Genomic DNA, 23,746 nt, shown 5'->3' with positions numbered 1-23,746 from the left:
GATGAAACAATGAAATACAGAAAATTACTTTTTGCAATAGGATTTATGATTCCTATTAGCCATATTTAAAGGAGTAGTCAACATGGGACAATCGTTTAACGCACCTTATGAAGCGATTGGAGAGGAACTTCTATCGCAACTTGTTGATACTTTTTATGAGCGTGTCGCGTCTCATCCTTTGCTGAAGCCGATTTTTCCAAGCGATTTGACAGAAACCGCCAGGAAACAGAAGCAATTCTTAACTCAGTATTTAGGCGGGCCTCCGCTTTATACTGAGGAGCACGGCCATCCTATGCTCAGAGCAAGGCATCTTCCCTTTCCAATTACAAACGAGAGAGCTGATGCGTGGCTCAGCTGTATGAAGGACGCAATGGACCATGTAGGGCTGGAGGGCGAAATTCGTGAGTTTTTGTTTGGCCGGCTGGAGTTGACAGCAAGGCATATGGTGAATCAAACGGAAGCGGAGGATCGATCATCTTGACAAACTATCAGCATGAGCTATACTTCGCCCATTGCCACGGTCATCCAAAAAAACCGCTTGAAATTTATATGTTTGTAGACCCTTTATGTCCTGAATGCTGGTCCTTAGAGCCCGTCATCAAAAAGCTGAAAATCAGATACGGACGTTTTTTCACCTTACGCATTATCGCTTCCGCAAGCCTTACCGCTTTAAATAAAAAGCGAAAAAAGCATCTTCTCGCAGAAGCATGGGAAAAGATCGCGAGCCGCTCTGGCATGTCATGTGACGGCAATGTCTGGTTCGAACAGGAACAGCCGCTTTCATCGCCTTATATGGCTGCTCTCGCTTTTAAAGCAGCCGAATTGCAAGGACGAAAAGCCGGAATGCAATTTCTCAGAAATATGCAGGAGAGCCTATTTGTTTCAAAGAAAAATATTACGGATGAAAACGTGCTTTTGGAGATTGCTGAAAATACAAGTCTCGATCTTGAAGAATTCAAAAAAGATCTGCATTCTCAAAGCGCGGTCAAGGCGCTTCAATGTGACATGAAAATTGCTGCTGAGATGGATGTTTCTGTTAATCCGACACTGACGTTTTTTAATACGCAGCATGAGGATGAAGGGCTTAAAGTTCCTGGCAGCTACTCATATGATGTATATGAAGAAATTTTATTTGAGATGCTTGGCGACGAGCCGAAGCCGTCGGAAACACCGCCTTTAGAATGTTTTATTGAATATTTCCGCTTCGTTGCCTCGAAGGAAATTGCTCTTGTATATGACCTGAGCTTGGAAGAGGTAGAAAAAGAAATGAAAAAACTGGCGTTTGCTAAAAAGGTTGCTAAAGTGGAAGCCAAACACGGAATGTTTTGGAAGTCTCTCAGCACTTATTCTGATGAATATCAATCATGTGAAAAATAGCCGCAGGCGTGCATATGCTTGAGGCTGTTTTTTTACGCCATAACCAAACTTACGTTCTGTTTTTAGCACTAAAGAAACCGCGCCGGGATAAGCGCGGTTTCATATGTCTTAACGACAACAAAGGGGATGGGAGAAATTTTTCACGGTCAAACAAAGGGGTAATGTTTGTTTGTGATCAATTTCACATCCTTATGATAACAAAAGATGTCGACTTTTGACAACCTCTATGCTTAATGTTCATATTTTTGTCACAAAACATAACGAAGTGCATTCACTCATATCCTTATAAGGAAAAAGGACGAGGAGGACCGCCATGATGTCTACTTTGATCTCAATTGTGTGCATTGCCGTTTTTTTCTGTCTGAATATCTTAGGCATGATGCATATGCTGCCGCTTTATATTACCTCTCCTCTGCTGTTTCTGTCTATTTTGTTTACCCTCTACCGCTTGAATCACCGGAAAACCTTTAAAGGGTTTTAAAAAAGCCTGTGCGTCATTTCCGCACAGGCTTACTTTTTTAAGACTGCTTGACTTTCATCAGCAGCTCTTCCATTTCATCAAGTTTTTCTTCAAACATTTTGCACGCGGCTTCGATTGGCTCTGGAGACGTCATATCAACACCCGCTTTTTTCAGGACATCAATCGGGTATTGTGAGCTTCCCGCTTTCAGGAAGTCAATATAACGGTCAACCGCCGGCTTTCCTTCCTTCAAAATCTGGCTGCTTAATGCTTGGGCAGCGCTGTACCCTGTCGCATACTGATACACATAGTAATTGTAATAGAAGTGCGGAATTCGCGACCATTCAAGGCCGATTTCCTTATCAATCACCATGCCGTCTCCAAAATACTTTTTATTCAGGTCGTAATAGACATTTGTCAGAAGCTCAGGTGTAAGCGGCTCGCCTTCTTGCGCCTTTGTATGGATCAGATGTTCAAATTCAGCGAACATCGTTTGTCTGAAAACCGTTCCCCTGAAGCCCTCAAGCATATGGTTGAGAATATATAAGCGCTGTTTTTCATCCTCTAAATTGTTCAGCAAATATTCGCCAAGGAGCGCTTCATTTGTCGTAGAGGCAACTTCCGCGACAAAGATGCTGTAATTGCCGTATGGATAAGGCTGGTGCTTTCTCGTATAGTAGCTGTGTACGGAATGTCCAAACTCGTGCACGAGCGTAAAGAGATTATTGACGTTATTATGCCAGTTCATCAAAATATACGGATTCGTGCCGTAAGCTCCTGATGAATAAGCCCCATTGCGTTTGCCTTTATTTTCGTAAACGTCCACCCAGCGGTTTTCCAGGCCTTCTTTTAGGATAGAGGCATATTCTTCCCCTAAAGGCGCGAGGCCTTTCAGCATGTAATCTTTGGCTTCCTCGTATGTCACCTTCATCCCCGCATCTTTCACAAGCGGTGTATACAGGTCATAGATATGCACTTCATCAAGCTCAAGCACTTTCTTTCTCAGTGCAATATAGCGGTGCAGGAGCGGCAAATGCTTATTAATCGTCTTCACGAGGTTATCGTATACTTCCTCAGGAATACTGTTGTTAGAAAGTGCAGCCTCACGCGCGGACTTGTACTTTTTCACTCTCGCGTAGAAGTTGTCCTTTTTCACAGTGCCGCTTAGCGTTGTGGCCATTGTGTTTTTATATTGTCCGTACGTTTTATACACTGCGTCAAACGCATTTTTGCGGACTTCACGGTTTTCACTTTCCAAGAAATTAATAAAGTTGCCGTGAGTGATCTGTTTCTCATTCCCATCTCGTCTTTAATGACGGAAACGTAATATCTGCGTTATTTAACACGCTGAATGTATTTGAAGATGACCCCAGTACCTCGGAAGCTTCAGCAAGCAGCGCCTCTTCCTTCTCGCTCAGCACATGCGGACGTTCCTTTGTAATCTCCTCAATCGCATGAGAGTACAGCTTCAATTCTTCTTTTTCAAGAATGAACTGCTGCAGTTTGTCTTCTTCTATGGATAAAATCTCCGGAACCAAATAAGCTGTCGCGCTTGCGGCCTGTGTATACAGGTTTCCCGCCTTGTCATTCAGCCCCTGATAAAAGGAGTTCCCAGTATCCTGGTCAGAGCGCATATGCGCATATGTGTACAGCCTACCCAGCCGCTCCATCACTTTATCTTGATACGTAAGAGCCTCGTATAAATGATCAGCTGAATCTGCCAGCTTTCCTTTATACTTAGATAAATTCGGAATTAATTCTTTTACAGCTTGAAATTCTTTATTCCAGGCCTCATCACTAGGAAAAATATCCTCAAGTCTCCATGTGTCCTCTGCCTTTACCTCACTTCTGTCAGGCAGTTGGTTTGCTTTTTTTTCCTCAGCCATGGTGATCCCCCTCGTCTTCTTTGATTCAAGCCAATTGAAAAAACAGCTGTTTCTCAATAAACTTGTGTTGTGAATATCTTCCGGTTTTTCACTGCCTTTTGTCAAATCATATGCAGTAATGAAAAGAACGAATGCCAAAAAAGCAGTAAAAACACGAAAAACCTTTCCTTTTGTGCCTTTCACAGCCTGCCCACCACCTTTGTCTTAGGGTGAGCCAAATAAGACAAACTCATTCTATAAAACAGCTGCGGTCTCTTTCTATGAGATCCTGCATGGAGTGTATGCCGCCTGCAGGCTGATTCAGCACATATACTTCTTTCTGAGTCTCCCTTAAAAATCCCTTCTTGCACAAAAAATCAATATACTGTTTAACCGCTTCTGAAAGACACTCTTCGCTGCATTCAAACCTGAGTGCAATGTTCTTATTATGAATGTGCAGTTTGCACTGCTGCAAAACGGCTGAAAAACGAATTGGCGCACGTTTACCTCCAAGATCCGTTATAAACAAATAAAGAAACCCCTGCCACACAAAAACCGGACTCTTAAAAACTGCCCCTTTTCTAACAGGAACAAACACTTCAGTCGGCAGAAAAGAAAAAGGCGTCTGCCGTTTCTCATAAAACAGCAGCCTAAGGCGATTTGTTTCCTTTGAGTTAAACCGATGGGGTTTATGGCGAAAACGGTGAATCGCTTTCGTCCAGCCTGAATATTGAATTGAGGGTTTCGGTTCAGTGAAAAAAAGATCGCCTGCACCTGCCCGATGGATAGGGATCGTTTGGACTGAGGAATAAGAATGGTTTGTGTAGAATGGAATGATGTGGCTGAGCCGGAGAAAAGAACGCCTTTCAGGACAATAACATATCAGTTCTCTGTATGGACTTGCATTGATAAACTGCCAATGAAAAGCTGAAAGCTGATAAAAGGACGAAGCAGTCCGTTTTAAGCGGCTGTATCCCATAATCCACTGCGGGATGATTCCTTCTTGTTTGAAGCCCTCTGTCCGCTTTTGAAAGACATCTGGAGCGATAGTGGCGCATTGATATTCAACAGCAAGCATATGCTCCTTGATTCTTGCCATGACGTCCGGTCTTTGGTTGATTGTCCTTATATACGGCTCCAATATTGGTGAAGCCCGTTGTGTTTTCAGCCATACATACAACTGTCTTTTTCCTTCTAAGTGGTAGGCGCTTTCCGGTTCGATGTCTATGGAGCAGGACTTGTTCTGTTTATGGGCAAAATGCGGCGCTTTTTGAAGTCCGAGCTTCACAGCTAGCTCTCCCCCGCATACCGGACAGAAGAACCGTCTCCGCTTTAAGTTCTGGTTTTGCTGAGCGCCTAGAAGGTGAAACATTTGGCCGTCTTCAGTCACAGCACTAAACAATTGTCATCTCTCCTTTCCAGATGAAGTATACTTTCTGGAAAAGATAATCAACTCCTGTTCGCTGTATTTTCCGCTTGTCTATATGTTTTTGATTTTTCACATCTCTAAAATGGCATTTTCGTGCATAAAAAAAACCGATTTCCGGAAGGAAATCGGTTTGCTATGATGCAAAGTGTTTTTTTATCGTTTCTAGAGCATGCTCTGAAATAATCAGCTTGCCGTACTCTTCAAGACGGTGTATGCTGATTGAGGATTCATTTGCGTACTCCAGCAGGATGCTTAGCTGATTTTCAACCTCTTCATCAGTCATATTGCAAAAATCTACATATAAATAATATCGGTTCTCAAACGAATATAAAGTCGTTTTGCTTCCGTTAACGTTCAATTTAGATAGAGAAATAACATCCTCAAAATCGCCAAATCGCAAGACAAATTGAAGCTTTTGCTCCTTCTCTTCCTGATTGACGGCTTGCTCTTCTTTCTGGAAATCATCCAGCAAGGCGTCAAGATCCTCAGATGCTGGTTCTTGCTTTTTATCCTCAGGAATCGGCAGTTCGAGCTTTTGTCCGTCTTTGGAAAGCTGGGCTTTTGTGACGATGATTTCTAATCCTTTATCCAGTGCCTGAACTTGAATCCAAAGTGGGCCTTCCACAGCGAATTCCTCTTCTTCATGAACTTCATCCATGACTTCCCAGAAAAGTTCTTCACTGCGCTCACGGTTATACCAAATTTCTTCTCTGTCAAAACCGCGATCTTCAATATCTCCGTAAGACATATAAAATTTTACTGTATGCTCGTTAATTCTTTCAATTTCCATTTGCCAACCTTCCCTTCTATATAAGATGTTGAAGGGACATCTAAGCTCCCGATTAATTGTACTTTACTACACTTTACCCATTCCGTCCACATCTTAACCTTAACCAAGGCCAGTGTGAATTCCTTTGTATTTCTATTTTATGATAAAACAGTCACAAAAGAAATAAAAATGCACCTTTGCCTAAAAAACGGCAGTTCAGGCGGCTGATATCATAAAATACGACCTGTCTCATATAGTAGTAGTACAAGCGAAGGACTGAAAGCGAGGTGCCGCTTCATGGAGCATGACTATCTGATTTCTCTGCTTGTCATTGTTGGGATTGACCTGATCCTCGGCGGAGATAACGCGGTTGTTATTGCCATGGCCAGCAGACATTTGCCGGACAAGCAAAGACAGCAAGCCATTATTCTCGGAACATTTATTGCCGTTGCCATGAGAATCGGATTAACAAGTGCAGCAGTATATCTTTTGAACATTCCGTTCTTGCAGTGCGCTGGAGGAATTTTCCTGCTGTATTTAGGATATCAGCTGCTGATTGAAAAAAAAGACACGAAGCACATTAAAAGCAGCACCTCCCTGTGGAGAGCGATACGAACGATTGTGCTTGCAGATCTCTTTATGTCGCTGGACAACGTCATCGCAGTTGCGGGAGCATCACACGGTGAGTTTTCTCTCGTTGTTATAGGTTTGTGTGTATCGGTTCCGGTTATTGTTTGGGGCAGCAAACTCATCCATATTGCACTAGAGAAAATACCGCTTCTGATTTACGCGGGAAGCGGGCTGCTTGCTTATACTGGCGGAGAAATGATTGTCAGAGACAAAAAGCTGTATCTTTTTATGGCGCAGCACGGCACAGTTGAAACGCTCCTCCCCATTTTGACGGTTGCGTTTGTCATCCTTGCGAGCATTTATTACCAGCAGGTTGAAAAATAAAAGAAGGCTGATCACTCAGCCTTCTTTCAGCGTGTCGACAAACCTTTGCATTCGTTGTCAGACCTGCGCGTCGGTGCTCACGAATAAACATATTCGTTGTGCTCCAATGCTCGGCCTTCCTAGACTTCAAAGGTATTCAATCACGCTGAACTGAAAAGGTAACAAAATCCTAAAACAAAAAACCGTTTTAGGATTTTGTCAACTATCTAAAAAAGAAGGCTGATGACTCAGCCTTCTTTTGATGATACGATCTATTAGTTTGCCAAACGCTGTGCTTCTCTTAATTGGAAAGAGCGAACTTTTCTTGGCAGGAAACGTCTGATTTCGTCTTCGTTATATCCGACCTGCAAACGTTTTTCGTCAATGATGATCGGACGGCGAAGCAACCCTGGATGCTCGTTGATCAAGCGGTACAAATCTTGCAGCGGCATAGATTCAACGTTCACATTCAGTTTTTGGAATACTTTTGAACGGGTTGAGATGATTTCATCTGTTCCATCCTCAGTCATTCGAAGAATTTGTTTTATTTCATCAATTGATAAAGGTTCAGAGAAAATGTTTCTTTCTACAAATGGAATATCGTGCTCCTCGAGCCACGCTCTCGCCTTTCTGCATGAAGTACAGCTTGGTGATGTGTATAGTGTAACCATTCATCTTCACTCCTCTAATTAGTAGGATGAACATCTATTTTATTCTTAAATTGAAATTACTCTAAAAAAGGAATCTTTACAGGTATTATACTATAAAAAAGTAAGTGTGAACAGTATCCTAAGAAAAAAATGTGTCAATCCAGCAAATTTTTAATGTTCATGATATGTTCTAATTCTCAATTAGCTTAACTGATCGAAAATATTTTTTTGTTTTTCTTCATCAATGAGTTTCAGGACTTCATCCGTTTTTTCGTACGATTCCCCGTACCATTTCTCGTCTTTATAAGTATGAATGTTTTCATATGTTTGTTTCATGGCTTCAAGAATTTCTTCTTCTGATTCTGTTTTTGGTGACCAGTACAGAATCTCCATCTTGTTTACTTCATTCGTAGCCAATGACCGGCGCCGGTACCCAATTGACTGAGCATGCTTGAAATGCTCTCTTTGATAAAACCTCAGGCGTTTTTCTGTATCAGTATCATCTTCATCCACAGGTTCCACCTCGAGCAATATGGGCTTATTTTTCTTTTTCAGCTTCGCGATCAATTTGCCGCCAAGCCCCTGCCCTCTTGCATCCTTAGACACATACAGATAATCAACGAAGATAAAAGAATCGAATTCCGCAAACATTAAAATATGATGTTTGCCTTCATCTTTATGATAAATATCGCTTCGCTCTTTCAGAAGAGCTTCCATATGCGCTTTTGATTTCATTTCTTCAATTGGAAAGTACTCGCTAAGCTTTTCATACCAGTTCATTGATTTGCTCCTTATGAGTTCGTTGTCTTCATACTTTTAGATATACCCCATTTCTTCTTGTTTAAACAGCCTTACATCTATAAAGACGTGCGAACTTCCGCCATGGTTTCATTTTTTTTCAGCAAAACGGAGCCAGCTGCTCCGTTCATTTTGAAGTGTATCTCATTGAACTCGGTTTTCCCGCCTGTAATAAACCAGGCGAGGCTGCGCCAGTGCAATCAGAAATGTCATGATATATAATGCAGCAGCCGCGATAAAAGCTATTTTCACACCAGCAGCATCAGCCACTAGCCCCATAATGGAGTAGGTGACGCCTGACCAAGGAGTCAAAATCGCATTTTTTGCAGCCATGATTCCGATTCGTTTCTGCTCGGGAATAACCTCCTGCAGCATGGTTTCCTGGCAAATATCACGCACCTGATAAAAAGGCCCCATTGCAGCACAAGCCAGAGCGCATAAAAATGGGACTGGAGAAAATGAAAACAAAAGGGTCAGCGCCGACATTACAAGCGAGCTGAACATAATGGCATAGCCCATATTCCGCTCAAAAAAAGAAGAAAAACGAATGGCAATCACACTACCGACAATTGCGCCTATAAAATAGGAAGCGTTAAACATCCCCCACCACACCTCTGTTTCATGCAAAACAGCCGCAGTAAATGCGAGGAGAATAGCAGATGACCATACAGAACCCGCCAAAGCTTCTATCATGTCCATTACAGTAATGTCTCTTACAATAGGGATGATCATTAAATCCTTCCATATACACTTCTGGCAGATGCTGTTTCAGCAGTTCCTACAGCCTCTTCTTCATTTACATGCAACACACTGATGGAAGCTCCCGATAGAACAAACAGGCAAATGGCAGCGCCGACAACGAGTTCAAAAGGGACGGCGTACGTCAGAAGGCCTCCAAGGCCCCAGCCTGCTGTTAAGAACAATTGATTCGAGAGGGAGATCACACCATTCGCTTTTACATATTGCTTCTTTGGAACAATAATCGGCAGCAGCGCAAATCTTGCCGGCTGAAAAAAAGCGCCCGCGAAGGAAAAACAAAACACAAACAGCAGCGTAATCCAAAAGAATGCCTGTCCGTGATGAGTGACGCTGTATGCCATCAGGATTGTAAAGACCGCTCTCAGCAGATTCGCTCCCGCAAGCACCTTTTTACAACCGAGAATGCGAAGCACCGGAGAGACGCAAAAGCTTGCTGCTATACTCGCAAGCGACATGAACGATAAAATAAGGCCCCCCAAAAAAACGGAGTCAGTCATTTGATAGACCCGGACCATTAAAACGATTGTGACGAGGACTCCTGCTAAGGATTGAAAAGATTGAGACAGCAATAGCGCAAAAACATTTTTGTTATGCAGAAATTGAATCGTATTTCGCCTCCGCTTTTTCCTCTAATTGTAAATGTTATCATTCTCACTTTCTATGAGGACGCAAAAAAACCCTTCAAGAGAAATCTCTTGAAGGATTGATGAATCATGAAAAAGCTTTAAATTCGGCTTCCGTGCACATCACAAAATGTCCCGGTTTGACTTCACGGAATTCCATCGTTTCCCCATCCTTTAATTGATGGACAGACGGATCATATTTCTGGCGAACGCGATTTCTCTCATAGTCCGGATCAGGAAGCGGAATTGCAGAAAGCAATGATTTTGTATATGGGTGAAGCGGATTCTCATAAAGCTCATCTGCCGGCGCAAGCTCAACCAGTTTCCCGAAATACATGACGCCAATGCGGTCACTGATGTATTTGACCATCGATAAATCGTGGGCAATAAACAGGTATGTGAGCCCTTTTTCTTTTTGCAGTTCTTTCATTAAATTCACGACCTGCGCTTGAATGGATACATCCAAAGCGGAAATCGGCTCATCCGCGATAATGAATTCCGGATCAACAGCAAGAGCTCTGGCAATCCCGATTCTTTGGCGCTGGCCGCCGGAAAATTCATGCGGATAGCGGTTCGCGTGTTCCTTGTTCAATCCCACTGTTTCCAATAGTTCATGAACTCGCTGCATCCGCTCTTTTTTCGTTTTCGCCAGCTTATGAATATCAAGGCCTTCAGCAATAATATCAGCAACTGTCATTCTCGGATTCAGGGATGCATATGGGTCTTGGAAAATCATCTGCATTTTGCGGTTGAATTCCAGCAGCTTTTTCCGCGATTTTCTCCCGTGCACATTTTCACCGTTAAACAGCACCTCACCATCGGTTGCTTCGTACAGCCGGATAATGCTTCGGCCTGTTGTCGATTTACCGCAGCCAGATTCACCAACCAGCCCTAATGTTTCACCTTTATAGATATCAAATGATAAATCATCTACAGCCTTAACGGTTCCTCTCGGCGTGACAAAGTGCTGTTTTAAATGTTTGATTTCTAATAGTTTTTCAGTCAATTTATTCACCTTCTCTCACTAAGACAGGTTTTTCATACGTATTTGCCAGTTTACGCATTTTCACTTTTACCGCTTCAGGCGGCTCTACCTTTGGCGCGTCAGGATGAAGCAGCCACGATTTGACATAATGAGTATCGGATACCTTAAACATTGGCGGCTCCTGTTCAAAATCGATTTTCATCGCGTAAGAGCTCCGCAGGGCAAAAGCATCTCCTTTTGGCGGGTTTGTCAAATCAGGCGGCGTGCCCGGAATGGCAGTCAGCTCTTCCTCTCCTGAACTTTCCAGTGTCGGCATGGATGCAAGAAGCCCCCAAGTGTACGGATGTCTCGGATCGTAGAAGATTTCGTCTACCGTACCGGTTTCTACAATCTGTCCCGCGTACATGACAGCGACCCGGTCAGCAACGTTAGCCACAACACCAAGATCGTGTGTGATAAAGATGATGGACGTGTCAATTTTCTTTTGCAAATCCTTCATTAATTCCAAAATTTGCGCTTGAATCGTTACATCAAGAGCAGTTGTCGGCTCATCGGCGATCAGAAGCTTCGGATTCGCTGCAAGCGCCATGGCAATGACAACCCGCTGCCTCATCCCGCCTGAAAATTCGTGCGGAAATTGATTCACCCGCTTTTCCGGCATTGGGATACCGACTAATTCCAGCAGTTCAACCGCGCGTTTTTTAGCCGCTTCCTTCGAGATCTTTTCGTGTTTAAAAAGCACTTCCGTAATTTGTTTACCGACCTTCATCGTTGGATTTAAGGAGGTCATCGGATCCTGAAATATCATGCCGATCTCTTTTCCTCGGACATTTTGCATTTCTTTTTCGGACAGCGGCACCAGATCCTTCCCTTCAAACAGGATTTCACCGCGTTTAAAATAACCCGGAGGCATTGGAATCAGCTTCATGATTGCCTGAGAGGTTACACTTTTTCCGGAACCTGATTCTCCAACAATGGCCAGCGTCTCTCCTTTATCCAGATGGAAATTCACTCCGCGGATCGCTTGGACCTCTCCGCCATATGTTTTAAATGAAATTGCTAAATCTTTTACTTCTAATAGGCGTGTCACCCGTATCACTCCCTTATTTACGTAACTTAGGATCCAATGCATCTCTTAATCCGTCGCCGACAACGTTAAAGCCAAACATTGTAATGCAGATAAATCCGGCAGGGAAGAATAAACGCCACGGATAATAGGTCAATGCAGGCAATCCGTCAGAAGCCATCGTTCCCCAGCTTGCCAGCGGAGCCGGAACACCGAGTCCCAAATAGCTTAAAAAGGCTTCTGTGAAAATCGCAGTAGGAACTGTCAATGTCATCGTGACCAAAATGGAACCCATTGCGTTTGGCACGATATGTTTAAACAGCAGACGGGATGTTTTTGCACCCAGTGTCTGTGAAGCAAGCACATACTCTTGATTCTTCAGCTGCAGCACTTGTCCGCGCACGATTCTGGCCATGTTAATCCAGCCCGTAATCGTCATGGCAATAATAATCGTAAATAGCCCTTTCGGAAGAACAACCATCAGTAAGATAACCATTAATAATGAAGGAACTGCCCAAAGGATGTCAGCGATGCGCATCATGATTTCATCTGTTCTTCCTCCGCGGAAGCCTGAAATGCTCCCCCAAATGACGCCGATCAGCAAATCGAGAACAGCGGCTGCGACACCGATAAAGATTGAGATTCGCGCTCCTACCCATGTACGGACGAAAATGTCCCGTCCAAGATCATCTGTGCCGAACCAGTGATCTTTTGAAGGGGGCTTATCCGCATTTAAAAGATTAGTAGTTGAATAATCATACCTTGAGAACATCGGCGCAAAAATTGCCATAAGGATAATGAGCACGATAATGATAAGCCCGACCATTGCAAGCTTATTGCTGCGGAAGCGAAGCATCGCATCTTTCCAGAGGGAAAGGCTCTTTTTACTTATTTTTTCTGCATCGCCGGCATTCGCTGCGGCTGGTTCAAACATGTTTTTCGGAATGTTCTGCATGGCCTAGGCTCCTTTCTTTGCTTTGGAAAGCTTGATTCTTGGATCAATAATGCCGTAAAGCACGTCTACGATTAATACACACAATAGCAGGATGACACTGAAGAACACCGTTACACCCATAATGACTGTATAATCACGGTTTGTAATACTGTTTACGAAGTGTGAACCAAGCCCCGGGATCCCAAAAATGGTTTCAATAATGAAGCTCCCCGTTAAGACCTGTGCGGCCATCGGGCCCATGTATGTAACAACCGGCAAAAGCGCGTTTCGAATGGCGTGCCGCACAGTAACTGCTGGACGAGACAGCCCTTTCGCTTTCGCAGTGCGGATATAATCACTGTTTAACACTTCGATCATGCTTGAACGGGAAAGTCTGGCAATGAACGCCATCGGCATGGAAGCAAGTGCGATTGAAGGCAAAAAGGTGTATGCCCAGGACTCCCACCCCGCGACCGGAAACAGCCCAAGCTTCATGGAGAACACATATTGCAGAACAGCCGCCATGATAAAGCTTGGAACTGAAATACCAAATATCGTTAAAATCGCGACGGTATAATCCTGCCACTTATTATGGTAAAGAGCTGCAATGACTCCAAACAATACACCTAACGCTAAAGCGAGGAGAATAGCTTCTGCTCCAAGAGTGAATGAAACGGGGAAACCTGAATTGATCAGGTCGTTAACACTCTGACCTTTATATTTAAATGATGGTCCGAAATCCCACATTGCAACTGATTTCAAATAACTGACGTATTGTACAAACAGCGGCTTGTCCAAGCCATAGTGCGTATTTAAGTTTGCTTCAATTTCAGGCGGAAGCTTTTTCTCACCTGAAAATGGCCCGCCCGGTGCTGCTTGCATTAAGAAGAATGTCACAGTTACAATCACAAATAGTGTGATAATCATATAGACTAAGCGTCTTCCGATATATTTTAGCAAGGGGGAACACCTCCATGGTTTCTACTTTTTTATATTCTTCAGTAAGAAAGGTATATGGGAAATAGGTCCCCATATACCTTGAGGTTATTGTTTTCACAAATAAGACTTATTGAAAGTACGCGTTTCTGAAGTAAATTTCTCCAGTTCCAGTAATAATAGTTCCTTTCAGATTTTCGTCTTGTACCCAAGGAATCGTATAAAAATAAATTGGAGCTACCGGCATTTCATCAATGAAAATACCTTCCGCTTTTTTCAGCAGCTCTGCACGTTTGTTTTGATCTGTTTCAGTTTGTGACTGATTCAGCAATTTTTTGAATTCTGGGTTTTCCCAGCCTGTATCGTTATTTCCTCCGTCTTTGTCACGGAACAATTCTAGGAAGTTTATAGGATCGTTAAAGTCCCCAAGCCAGCCCATACGGCCGATTTGATAATCTTGGCTGTGGAGCTTATCAATATAGACATTCCATTCTGAGTTATCAAGCTCAACATCAACGCCTAAATTTTTCTTCCACATTTCTTGTACAGCTTGAGCGATTTTCGCATGTGCATCATCAGTGTTATAAGACAATTTGATTTTCGGAAGGTCAGAAGCCTTGCTTAATCCCATTTCTTTTAGGCCTTTTTCAAGGTATTCTTTTGCCGTTTTGACATCGTTGTCTTTGTAGTAGCCTTCTTTGTTATCCTCAAATCCCTTCATTGTCGGCGGCACCGCAGCCATAGCCGGGATTTGTTCACCTTGCGTAATGTTTTTAACAATCGATTGACGGTCAATCGCATAAGATAATGCTTTACGGATATTGACGTTGTCTAACGGCTTAGCCTCAGTGTTGAATTTGTACCAATACACACCTGCCATCGGCTCAACATGTAAAGAACCGTCTTTTTTCAAGGAAGGGAGAGATTCTGTCGGAAGCTGCCCGAGCGGCAAACCGGCCCAATCAAGTTCGCCAGCTTGGAATTTTTTCAGTTCCGTATTGTTATTGTTGATCATAACCATATCAATTTTCTTCAGTTTGACTTTGTCTTTATCCCAATACTGATCATTTTTTTCGAGAGTAATAGAACCGCTGTGTTTCCATGCTGTCATTTTGAACGGCCCGTTTGATACATAATCATCCCCGGCATTTGTATTCCACTTTTTATTTTTCTCTGCAATTTTCTTGTTGATCGGCATATACGTATAGAACGCAGTTAATTCAGTGAAATATGGAGTCGGGTTATTTAATTCAACCTTCAGCGTTTTGTCATTCACAGCTTTTACTGCCACATCGTCTAGGCTGCCTTTTCCGGTATTCGCCGCTTCAGCACCTTTTATGTAGTAGAGCTGGTAAGCGTATTGTGATTCATTATTAGGGTCAAGCGCCCATTTCCAAGCATATTCAAAATCTTGTGCTGTTACAGGGTCACCATTAGACCATTTCACACCATCACGAATGGTAAATGTATATGTCTTTCCGTCCTTGCTCGTTTCAATTTTAGAAGCCATGCCTTCTTCAGGCTCACCATCTGCATTGATACGTGTCAATCCTTCAAAAGTCTGACGGATGACACCGCCTGATACTGAATCATTTGCCAATCCCGGATGTAAGGAGAACGGCTCAGTTTTAATATTAATGTTAAGTGTCGTCTTTCCTTTACTGTCCTTTTTCCCTTCACCGTTTGATCCGCTGCCGCCAAAGCCGCACGCGCTCAGCACGAGAGTGAAAATGAGCATCAACGTGACAATCGACCAACGTTTTTTCATATTCGCAAACCCCCTAATAATAATTTTCAGCTCCTTACGGCTAAATCCTCAGAAATATCAGACAAATGAACCTGAGTTTCCACAACTTTTATTCTGTTCCGTCTTTTCTGATTATTTTTGTAAAAAAGCTGTAACAATAGAGTGAACAAGTTCATTATAATGAAACAAATAATTTATTGCAATATTATTTTATCAATTTAAAATATTTAAACTTCGTTAGTTTTTCTTCCATGAACATAATATCCTTCTACCATTTAAAGCATAAATTGATTAAAAACTTTTTCATGTGTTTTCTGCCCATATTGCTTTTTACATATAATATCTGCCTGTTTTTACGCTGATAGCAGTTATCATTTAAGGATTTTACAGCACTCGTGTTATTTATATTATTACAATTTTACTGGAAAAAAGAATGTTTTTTCATGATGACAATTGGTTATAATTGATTTATAATGAAGCAATCAAAAGAAAAGCTTGCTATGAAAAAGAGTAGTACACATTTCACCTGTTTGAAGAGAGTCTGCGGTGCTGGGAGCAGATAACGGGCAATGTGGAATGGACTTTGGAGCAGCTGACCGAACTGGAAAAAAGTAGGCTCAGCCGGAGCAGTCTCCGTTACAAACGTCAGAGTGATTCCATTTTAATGGAATAATCAGGGTGGTACCACGGTTCATTCGTCCCTTTTTTACAGGGGATGAATGAGCCTTTTTTATTATGTTTTAAGAAATGAGGTTGATGTTTTCATGAAACAAACGATTTTTTCAGGCATTCAGCCAAGCGGCTCAGTGACGCTCGGCAACTATATCGGTGCAATGAAGCAGTTTGTCGAACTGCAGCATGATTATAACAGCTATTTTTGCATCGTCGATCAGCATGCGATAACCGTTCCTCAAGACCGGCTTGAGCTTAGAAAGAATATCCGCAATCTCGCGGCGCTTTACTTAGCTGTCGGACTTGATCCAGAAAAAGCAACATTGTTTATTCAGTCAGAGGTCCCCGCGCATGCGCAGGCCGGATGGATGATGCAGTGTGTCGCATATATCGGCGAGCTTGAGCGGATGACTCAATTTAAGGACAAATCCAAAGGCAATGAAGCTGTCGTCTCCGGCCTGTTAACATATCCGCCGCTGATGGCCGCTGATATTCTGCTGTACGGAACGGATCTTGTACCTGTCGGCGAGGATCAAAAGCAGCACCTTGAACTGACGCGGAATCTTGCAGAACGCTTCAACAAAAAATACAACGACATCTTTACGATTCCGGAAGTGAAAATTCCAAAAGTCGGTGCACGCATCATGTCTCTGAATGATCCGCTGAAGAAAATGAGCAAATCTGATCCAAATCAGAAAGCTTATATTACCCTGCTAGATGAACCCAAGCTTCTTGAAAAGAAAATCAAAAGCGCTGTGACAGATTCTGAAGGCATTGTGAAATTTGACAAGGAAAACAAACCTGGCGTTTCTAACCTTCTTACAATTTATTCAATCCTCGGCAATACGACAATTGAAGAGCTTGAAGCAAAGTACGAAGGAAAAGGCTACGGCGAGTTTAAAGGTGATTTGGCAGAAGTCGTGGTGAACGCATTAAAACCGATCCAGGACCGCTATTATGAGCTGATAGAATCTGAAGAATTAGACCGGATTCTTGATGAAGGCGCGGAACGGGCGAACCGGACAGCAAACAAAATGCTGAAAAAAATGGAGAATGCCATGGGTCTTGGAAGAAAAAGACGCTGATCAAAAAACCGCTCTTTGCAAAGAGCGGTTTTTTTCAGTTTACCTTTGATTCGTTTTCCATTTCCCATAGCTTTTCGAAAAAAGGCTGTCCTTTTATTAGGTTTTCGCAAAAAGCTAGGTGCTTGTCCGACCAGCCTTCAATTGTTTCGTTATACAGCATGTCCCAAATCTCTTCAAAGCTCATCCTTTTGATTTGTTCATACATATGCGGATTCCACTCTGTGTACCAGTAGCCGATTTCCGCCCGGTTTTTCAGCCCTTTCAATTGGTCAAGCGCCATAAACATCAGCTGCTTGATTTGCCGTTCTTTTCTTGTCAGTCCTCTGACATGTTCTGGTGCTAATGATAAGATGTGATATTCCTTGGAGGATTCCAGCTTCTTTGGCTCAAATTCATATGTTTCAGGCTCTACATCTTTTACCATTTCATAAACGAGCTGCTCTTGTCTTGGGATCAGACGGCTTTTTCTGACAGGGATCGTGTAGCCGATCGTGTCGACAGCCAAAATGCCGATTCCGTCTGTTACGACAAAACAATACTCAAGCTTTGTCCGCTCATGATTTTTCCGAATGTACGATTTCTGATGTACGTCTTCAAGCAAACCTTTCGGAAGCTCTGACAAATCGTTTTCTATGTAATGAAACAGTACCGACGGCACCCTTAGCAGCGGCACCTGATCCAAAAGCTCAACCGTATCTTCCTTGCGCCATTCGTGAAAGTGGCATACATTGTAGCCATTTTCTTCCCCTTCAAACCAATTGACCCACACATCATGAAGAAATAACATCTCTAACCCCTCACTTTTATAAAAACTGTTGTCCACAGTATAGGCAAGGGACAGAGAAATTATTCCAAAGAGATTGAGGAAATCTGGAATCACTGGGTTTATGTAAGAATCACAAAAAGCAGATCTCTTTGTATATTTTCTGACAAAAGGAGACCTGCTTTTTTTCTGATTTGGTGATATTTTATCACAGATATTATATTCATTTTTATTTAATATTTTTCGGGTCAAGCGCATCCCGCAGGCCATCACCGACAAAGTTGAAGCATAAAACGGTCATTAAAATAAATAGCCCGGGAAATAACGGGTACCACCATGCTTGAATCATTAATGTAAAGTTTTGAGCATCCTGAAGCATGTTTCCCCAGCTAGCGATTGGCGGCTGGATACCGAAACCCAAATAGCTTAGCGTTGATTCAGCTAGAATGACACTCCCTACTTTTAGAGTAGCGGAGACAATAATTGGTCCAATACAATTCGGTAATATATGCGAAAAAATAATTTTGTGATTTTTTGTGCCTATTGTTTTAGCAGCCAATACAAATTCCCTTGACCTTAGAGATAAAAACTCACCTCTGACTAGTCTCGCTGTTGTAGTCCAACCCGTCAAAGAAAAAATCAAAATTAACTTATCCATTCCGGGTTGAAAAATTGTAACCAAGGTAATAAGCAGAAAAATATCAGGAATAGATAAGACTACGTCGACAGCCCTCATTAATACAGCGTCTACTATTCCTTTAAAGTACCCTGCTACAGCTCCAACAACCGTACCTATAGTAATCGCACCAATTACTGAAGCAAAACCGACTAATAAAGACACACGAGCTCCATATAACACCCTTGTAAATATATCTCGCCCAAACTTATCCGTTCCCATTAGATTTTTAGGGCTTGGCGGCTTCAGTTTGTTTAAAAGTGATTGACTCTCAGGTGAGTAAGGCGCAATAAAAGGGGCAAAGACTGCCATTAAAATAATAACTGTTAATATGATACCCCCAACAACAGCAAGCTTATTTTTGAAAAATTTCTCAAAAAAGATCCTAGTCATTGTTTCTGGTTTTTTTCTAATATTTTCTTTTAGCTTTACCTCATTAGAGGGAGCCGCAGTGTTTGGATGTGCCATATGTGTCTCCCCCTTTTAATATTCAATTCTCGGATCAACTAATGCATACAAAATATCTGCAATCAAGTTCCCCAGTACAACCAAAACAGCAGAAATTACAGTCATGGCCATAATAACCGGATAATCTCGAGAGAATGCCGAATCAATAAATAACTTCCCTAATCCCGGCCAAGTAAAAATCTGTTCAACTACTACAGCACCGCCAATAAATGAAGGGATCATCAATCCGAAAATTGTAATAACAGGCAGAAGGCCATTTCTCAATCCATGTTTGAAAATAACTTTATTTTCCTTAAAACCTTTTGCACGAGCTGTTCTAATATAATCCTGTTTTAATACATCGAGCATACTAGATCGAGTATAACGAGTAATACCTGCCATATCCGCAGTTGCTAAAACAAATGCAGGCAAAATTAAATGATGGAGCCTGTCAAAAATGTTAAAGTCAGCGTTTAAAGTGCCGACACCTCCCGTAGGAAACCAGCCGAGATTTACGGAAAGAACCATTATAAGAATTAATCCGAACCAGAAATTTGGTATTGCCAGCCCTAAAAATGACGTGACAGTTATACCATAGTCAAGCTTAGAATAAGGGCGTTTTGCAGAAAGAACACCGAAAGGAATTGAAATCAGAAGAGCAACAAGAGTTGAAAAAACCATAAGCACCAGAGTATTCGGTAAACGTGAAAGGATTAGATCGGAAACTGGTGTCCCCTTTTTTACAATAGATGTCCCAAAGTCGCCTTGGAGCATATTTCCTAGCCATTTTAAGTATTGAACAGGTTCTGGATCATTGAGCCCGTACTTTTCAATAAATTTCGCTCTGTCAGCTTGGCTGATTGTCGGATCCATCATAAGTGACATCGGATCACCTGGCGCCGCTTTCATTATCGCAAATGATAAAATTGTAATGCCCAAAAGAATTGGCAGAGACATTAATGTTCGACGAACAATATATGTAACCATATTCTTGTCCCCTTTTCTAAAATAGGATAAAGAGGAAAGGATGCTTGCTTGATCCTCCCCTCTCTAGGGATTTAATTATTATTGTTCAAGCCACCATTTTTCAATATGATATAAGTCATTTTTCGGATGGAATACATATCCATTCATGTTTGTCGGGATTGCCCTATGATAATTGTAATAAAACAGGAATGAATAAGGCTGATCCTCAGCAATCAATTTATAGATTTCTTCATATTTTTTCTGATATTCTTCTCTGTTTGTAATTGACTTTGCCTCAACCAAAAGTTTATCAACCTCAGGGTTTTTGTACCAAATATTGTTCAATCCATTTTTAGACTGACTTGAATGGAAGATCGTGTATTGGTCAGGGAACGTAGCTAGACTCCATCCGAGCAACAATGCATCATAATCCCAATTTGGTGGATTTGTCTGTTCGATTAGAGCACTAAATTCCACAATTTGCGGTTTTGCTTCAATTCCTACTTCTTTAAGTTGCTGCTGAACAACAACTGCTAAATCCTCCCGAATCTTATTACCCTGGTTAGTTTTAATGGTAAATGAGAATTTTTTTCCGTCCTTATCAAGGTAACCGTCTCCATCTGTATCTTTCCATCCTGCTTCTCCCAAGAGCTTTTTAGCTTTTTTAGGATTGTAATCAAATGTAGGTACATCACCTTTTGGATAGTTCCAAGAAAGCGGACTTTCAGGAACGTTTGCAACTTTACCATCACCATTTAACACCTGATCTACCATTGCTTTTCGATCAAGCGCATACGTAAGAGCTTGGCGGACTTTTTTGTCTTTAAATAATTCGTTTTTTTCATTCCATCCAATATAGCTGTAGTTCAAACCAAGATCTGATTTAACTTGAACATTATCAAATGTTTTAACTGTCTCAATGTCTGTGCCCGGTACAACAAAGAAGTCAATATCCCCAGCTTTTAACTGAGCAACAGCGGCATTAGAATCAGGAATCGTCTTAACTGTCACTGTATCTAAATATGGTCTTCCGCCATAATAGTCATCATTTGCTTCAAGTTTTACATAATCGCCCTTCTTCCATTCAACAAACTTGAATGGACCCGAACCAATTGGATTCTTCCTGTTAAATTCATTTTCGCCTAAATCTGCAACTGGCACTTTCCCTAAAATGTGTTTAGGCAGAATACCGTAACTGCCTAAAACAACATTGTAAAAATACGCATCCTTTTTCTTTAATTTAAATTCAATTTCATAATCACCTTTTTTTGTAACAGATTTTAGTGATTCAAAACCAGAACCGCGTTCACCATTATAGTCCTTGTTTAAAGGGATGCTATAAGTGAAAACAACGTCATCGGCTGTAAGTTCTTTTCCATCATGGAATTTTACACCTTTTCTAATTTTGACATCATAAGTCAGGCCATCTTTGGATTCCGTTACTTTCTCAGCTAAAGCAGGTTTCACATTTAGTTTTTCATCCGTTTCTAATAATGTACTATAGATCATCCCTTCAATATCTGAACTGGAAACGTCTGTAGAATAGAGTGGATTAAACAACGTTGGCTCCCCAGTAGAACCAACAACCAAATCCCCGCCTTGCTGCGGTTTGCCTGCTGATTTTTTCTCGCTGCTGTTGCTCGATTTTGATCCCGAGCAGGCTGATAAAAAGATGGCCAGAACCATCAATACACTTAGCATCATCAGTGCGGTTTTCCGTCTTTTCATTAGATATTCCCCCTCTTGAAATGTTCGTTCTTCTCAGCTGTTGTTTATGTAGTGTGCATACCCCCTCTCAAAGCTGTGCGGGCAACATTAGCTATAAAGGTGACAAGCCACAAAGTGGCTGGGAGCAGCTTCTTTAAATTCTGGTATTTGTTCCTTGCATATCGGTTTTGCAACAGGACATCTTGTGTGGAATACGCAGCCTTTTGGCGGGTTGGCCGGACTAGGCAGTTCTCCCTTCAGGACAATGCGTTCACGTTTGACAGATCCTCTTTTTCTTGTAACCGGAACGGAGGATAAAAGCGCTTGGGTATATGGGTGAAGCGGGTTGTCATAAAGCTCATGCTTGCCGGTCAGCTCCATCATTTTGCCAAGATACATTACTCCGACTCTGTCGCTGATATGGCGGACGACACTCAGATCATGAGAGATAAATAGATACGTAAGATTAAATTCTTCCTGTAATTCCTCCATCAAGTTAATCACTTGGGCCTGAATGGATACATCAAGTGCGGAAACCGGCTCATCTGCAATGATCAGCTCTGGATTCAAAGTGAGTGCTCTGGCAATGCCGATCCGCTGACGCTGGCCGCCGGAAAACTCATGGGGATAACGACTGGCAAACGACGGGTGAAGCCCTACTCTTGCAAGCAGCTCTTCAACTTTTTCGTTTCGTTCACGCATGGTATACATGTTGTGCGTATTAAACGGCTCCTTTATGATGGAACGCAGGGTCTTTCTCGGGTTTAACGAAGCAAATGGATCTTGGAAAACCATTTGAATATTTTTGCGGACACTCTTCCGCAGCTTCTCCTCTGACAGATTGGAAATATCCTGCCCTTTAAAAAGAATTTGGCCCTCTGTCGGTTTGTACAGTCTGATCATCGTTCTGCCGGCAGTCGATTTTCCGCAGCCCGACTCTCCAACGATTCCGAGTGTTTCTCCTTTTTTTAACGAAAATGAAACACCATCCACCGCTTTGACATCACCGACTTTTCTTTGAAAAAGGCCTGAGCGGATCGGAAAGTATTTTTTTACGTCACGAAGCTCTAAGATTGTTTCTTGATTAGCTGCTGTCATGATTGTTCGGCACCCTCTTCCTCATATAAAAAGCATCTCACCGTTCTTCCGCTTTTGTGTGTCAAAAGCGAAGGCTGATTTGTCCAGCACTTATCCATAGCTTTCGGGCACCTTGGGGCAAAACGGCACCCCGGCGGCAGATTATCCGGTGTAGGCACACTGCCTTTAATCGCATTTAATTTATCAATCTCTCCATCTATAACAGGAATTGACGTAAGCAGGCCTTCTGTATACGGATGAAGCGGTTCTAAAAATAAGTCATCAACGGTAGCGTTTTCTACGACTTGTCCGCAGTACATGACAATTACTCTATCGGCAGCTTCAGACACGACACCTAAGTCGTGTGTGATGAGAAGAATCGATGTATTGAACTTCTGACAGAGATCTTTCATGAGTTCCAGCACCTGGGCTTGTATTGTCACATCCAGCGCTGTCGTTGGTTCATCGGCAATGAGCAGTTTAGGATTACAGCTCAGTGCGATGGCAATCATCACCCTCTGTCTCATACCGCCGGACAGCCGATGCGGGTACTCCTTCATAATTTGCTCCGCCCGGGAGAAACCGACCATCTGCAAGAGTTCAACAGCTCGTTGACGGGCTTCTTTTTTCTTCATGTTTTTATGGTAAATCAGCACTTCGGTAATTTGTTCTCCGATTGTTAACACCGGATTAAGGGAGGTCATTGGTTCCTGAAAGATCATGGATACTTCGTTACCGCGGATTTTGCAATAATCGTTTTCAGTGAATGAGGTGAGGTCTTTGTCTTCGAGTTTAATAGAGCCGTCCATGATTTTTCCGCCAGAGCTTTGGACGAGGCCCATAATTGATAAAGAAGTAATGCTTTTTCCGGAGCCCGATTCACCTACAAGCGCGACGGTTTCGCCTTTGCTGATGTGAAAATCGACTCCGTCAACCGCAGGGATCGGCTCCTTTTTCCTGAAAAAATAAGTCTTTAAATTATTTACTTCTAAAAGTGTGCTCATGCTAGCTCCCCTTTCCCC

At 42.3% G+C, this 23,746-nt stretch carries 22 protein-coding genes, 2 pseudogenes and 1 other annotated feature; of the genes and pseudogenes, 6 read left to right on the top strand and 18 right to left on the bottom strand.

The features are described from left to right. Positions 1-82: 82 nt before the first annotated feature. From ACFVP7_RS06315 to ACFVP7_RS06305, 3 genes are all read left to right on the top strand, one after another. Positions 83-481 (top strand): group 2 truncated hemoglobin YjbI, encoded by a 399-nt coding sequence (locus tag ACFVP7_RS06315; RefSeq protein WP_003232928.1) that lies wholly within the window; start codon positions 83-85, stop codon positions 479-481. After that, a complete protein-coding gene (spxH, locus tag ACFVP7_RS06310; protein WP_024573348.1) occupies positions 478-1,377 on the top strand; it encodes a protease adaptor protein SpxH in 900 nt (299 codons plus the stop codon). The genes ACFVP7_RS06315 and spxH overlap by 4 nt, the downstream gene beginning before the upstream one ends. Before the next feature lie 313 nt (positions 1,378-1,690). Continuing rightward, a complete protein-coding gene (locus ACFVP7_RS06305) occupies positions 1,691-1,858 on the top strand; it encodes a hypothetical protein (RefSeq protein WP_003244944.1) in 168 nt (55 codons plus the stop codon). A 37-nt stretch (positions 1,859-1,895) separates the two neighbouring features. On the opposite strand, the pseudogene pepF reads toward ACFVP7_RS06305, so the two are convergent. Both pepF and coiA read right to left on the bottom strand, forming a co-directional pair. Beyond that, positions 1,896-3,723 (bottom strand): annotated as a pseudogene (pepF, locus tag ACFVP7_RS06300) (oligoendopeptidase F). Between the two features lie 229 nt (positions 3,724-3,952). Next, positions 3,953-5,104, bottom strand: coding sequence for a competence protein CoiA (gene coiA, locus ACFVP7_RS06295; protein ID WP_338733219.1), 1,152 nt, complete (start codon positions 5,102-5,104; stop codon positions 3,953-3,955). A gap of 43 nt (positions 5,105-5,147) precedes the next feature. On the opposite strand from coiA, the gene ACFVP7_RS06290 reads away from it, so the two are divergent. Next, positions 5,148-5,270, top strand: a complete 123-nt coding sequence (locus ACFVP7_RS06290; RefSeq protein WP_021479547.1) for a hypothetical protein — start codon at positions 5,148-5,150, stop codon at positions 5,268-5,270. Here ACFVP7_RS06290 and mecA read toward each other — a convergent pair. Further along, positions 5,265-5,921, bottom strand: coding sequence for an adaptor protein MecA (mecA, locus tag ACFVP7_RS06285; RefSeq protein WP_003239278.1), 657 nt, complete (start codon positions 5,919-5,921; stop codon positions 5,265-5,267). The genes ACFVP7_RS06290 and mecA overlap by 6 nt on opposite strands. Further along, positions 5,888-6,028, bottom strand: coding sequence for a hypothetical protein (locus ACFVP7_RS06280; RefSeq protein ID WP_119122854.1), 141 nt, complete (start codon positions 6,026-6,028; stop codon positions 5,888-5,890). Before ACFVP7_RS06280 ends, mecA begins: the two co-directional genes overlap by 34 nt. A 169-nt stretch (positions 6,029-6,197) precedes the next feature. Here ACFVP7_RS06280 and ACFVP7_RS06275 point away from each other — a divergent pair, with 169 nt between their 5' ends. Continuing rightward, positions 6,198-6,854, top strand: a complete 657-nt coding sequence (locus tag ACFVP7_RS06275) for a TerC family protein (RefSeq protein ID WP_338733216.1) — start codon at positions 6,198-6,200, stop codon at positions 6,852-6,854. A 254-nt stretch (positions 6,855-7,108) separates the two neighbouring features. On the opposite strand, the gene spx is transcribed toward ACFVP7_RS06275, so the two are convergent. From spx to oppA, 8 genes and pseudogenes are all read right to left on the bottom strand, one after another. Beyond that, complete coding sequence (gene spx, locus ACFVP7_RS06270) at positions 7,109-7,504, bottom strand: transcriptional regulator Spx (protein WP_014476435.1); 396 nt, start codon at positions 7,502-7,504, stop codon at positions 7,109-7,111. Between the two features lie 180 nt (positions 7,505-7,684). Next, positions 7,685-8,263 carry a GNAT family N-acetyltransferase gene (locus ACFVP7_RS06265; protein WP_003224597.1) on the bottom strand — a complete coding sequence of 193 codons (579 nt, stop codon included), beginning with the start codon at positions 8,261-8,263 and terminating at the stop codon, positions 7,685-7,687. Positions 8,264-8,425: 162 nt separating this feature from the next. Then, positions 8,426-9,645, bottom strand: a pseudogene (locus ACFVP7_RS06260) (MFS transporter). Between the two features lie 106 nt (positions 9,646-9,751). Next, positions 9,752-10,669, bottom strand: a complete 918-nt coding sequence (gene oppF / locus ACFVP7_RS06255) for an oligopeptide ABC transporter ATP-binding protein OppF (protein WP_003245567.1) — start codon at positions 10,667-10,669, stop codon at positions 9,752-9,754. 1 nt (position 10,670) lies between these two features. Beyond that, positions 10,671-11,747 carry an oligopeptide ABC transporter ATP-binding protein OppD gene (gene oppD / locus ACFVP7_RS06250; RefSeq protein ID WP_338733212.1) on the bottom strand — a complete coding sequence of 359 codons (1,077 nt, stop codon included), beginning with the start codon at positions 11,745-11,747 and terminating at the stop codon, positions 10,671-10,673. A gap of 4 nt (positions 11,748-11,751) precedes the next feature. After that, entirely contained in the window at positions 11,752-12,669 is a 918-nt protein-coding gene (gene oppC, locus ACFVP7_RS06245; protein WP_003232954.1) for an oligopeptide ABC transporter permease OppC, read from the bottom strand. Positions 12,670-12,672: 3 nt separating this feature from the next. Further along, positions 12,673-13,608: an oligopeptide ABC transporter permease OppB gene (gene oppB / locus ACFVP7_RS06240; protein ID WP_014479444.1), complete on the bottom strand. Its 936-nt coding sequence runs from the start codon at positions 13,606-13,608 to the stop codon at positions 12,673-12,675. 106 nt (positions 13,609-13,714) lie between these two features. Then, entirely contained in the window at positions 13,715-15,352 is a 1,638-nt protein-coding gene (oppA, locus tag ACFVP7_RS06235) for an oligopeptide ABC transporter substrate-binding protein OppA (RefSeq protein ID WP_021479550.1), read from the bottom strand. A gap of 470 nt (positions 15,353-15,822) precedes the next feature. Continuing rightward, positions 15,823-16,037 (top strand) — a binding site (T-box leader). 58 nt (positions 16,038-16,095) lie between these two features. Between oppA and trpS the strand changes: the two genes are divergently transcribed. Then, entirely contained in the window at positions 16,096-17,088 is a 993-nt protein-coding gene (gene trpS / locus ACFVP7_RS06230) for a tryptophan--tRNA ligase (RefSeq protein WP_015483084.1), read from the top strand. Between the two features lie 34 nt (positions 17,089-17,122). Here the strand turns inward: trpS and ACFVP7_RS06225 are convergent, their stop codons facing one another. From ACFVP7_RS06225 to appD, 6 genes are all read right to left on the bottom strand, one after another. Continuing rightward, on the bottom strand, positions 17,123-17,875 hold the full coding sequence (locus ACFVP7_RS06225) for a YjbA family protein (RefSeq protein ID WP_003239298.1): 753 nt from the start codon (positions 17,873-17,875) through the stop codon (positions 17,123-17,125). Positions 17,876-18,080: 205 nt separating this feature from the next. After that, positions 18,081-18,995, bottom strand: a complete 915-nt coding sequence (gene opp4C, locus ACFVP7_RS06220) for an oligopeptide ABC transporter permease (RefSeq protein ID WP_015383348.1) — start codon at positions 18,993-18,995, stop codon at positions 18,081-18,083. Between the two features lie 15 nt (positions 18,996-19,010). Continuing rightward, positions 19,011-19,961 (bottom strand): ABC transporter permease, encoded by a 951-nt coding sequence (locus ACFVP7_RS06215; RefSeq protein ID WP_015252362.1) that lies wholly within the window; start codon positions 19,959-19,961, stop codon positions 19,011-19,013. A gap of 78 nt (positions 19,962-20,039) precedes the next feature. Further along, a complete protein-coding gene (locus ACFVP7_RS06210) occupies positions 20,040-21,668 on the bottom strand; it encodes a peptide-binding protein (RefSeq protein ID WP_042977854.1) in 1,629 nt (542 codons plus the stop codon). Between the two features lie 87 nt (positions 21,669-21,755). Further along, a complete protein-coding gene (appF, locus tag ACFVP7_RS06205; protein ID WP_014476428.1) occupies positions 21,756-22,745 on the bottom strand; it encodes an oligopeptide ABC transporter ATP-binding protein AppF in 990 nt (329 codons plus the stop codon). Continuing rightward, positions 22,742-23,728, bottom strand: coding sequence for an oligopeptide ABC transporter ATP-binding protein AppD (gene appD, locus ACFVP7_RS06200; protein ID WP_003232965.1), 987 nt, complete (start codon positions 23,726-23,728; stop codon positions 22,742-22,744). Before appD ends, appF begins: the two co-directional genes overlap by 4 nt. Between the last annotated feature and the right edge of the window lie 18 nt (positions 23,729-23,746).

Source organism: Bacillus sp. SG20033, assembly GCF_044570195.1.
Lineage (GTDB): Bacteria > Bacillota > Bacilli > Bacillales > Bacillaceae > Bacillus > Bacillus subtilis.
The sequence above is the reverse complement of the archived record's forward strand: the minus strand, read 5'-3'. Positions and strand labels throughout refer to the sequence as shown.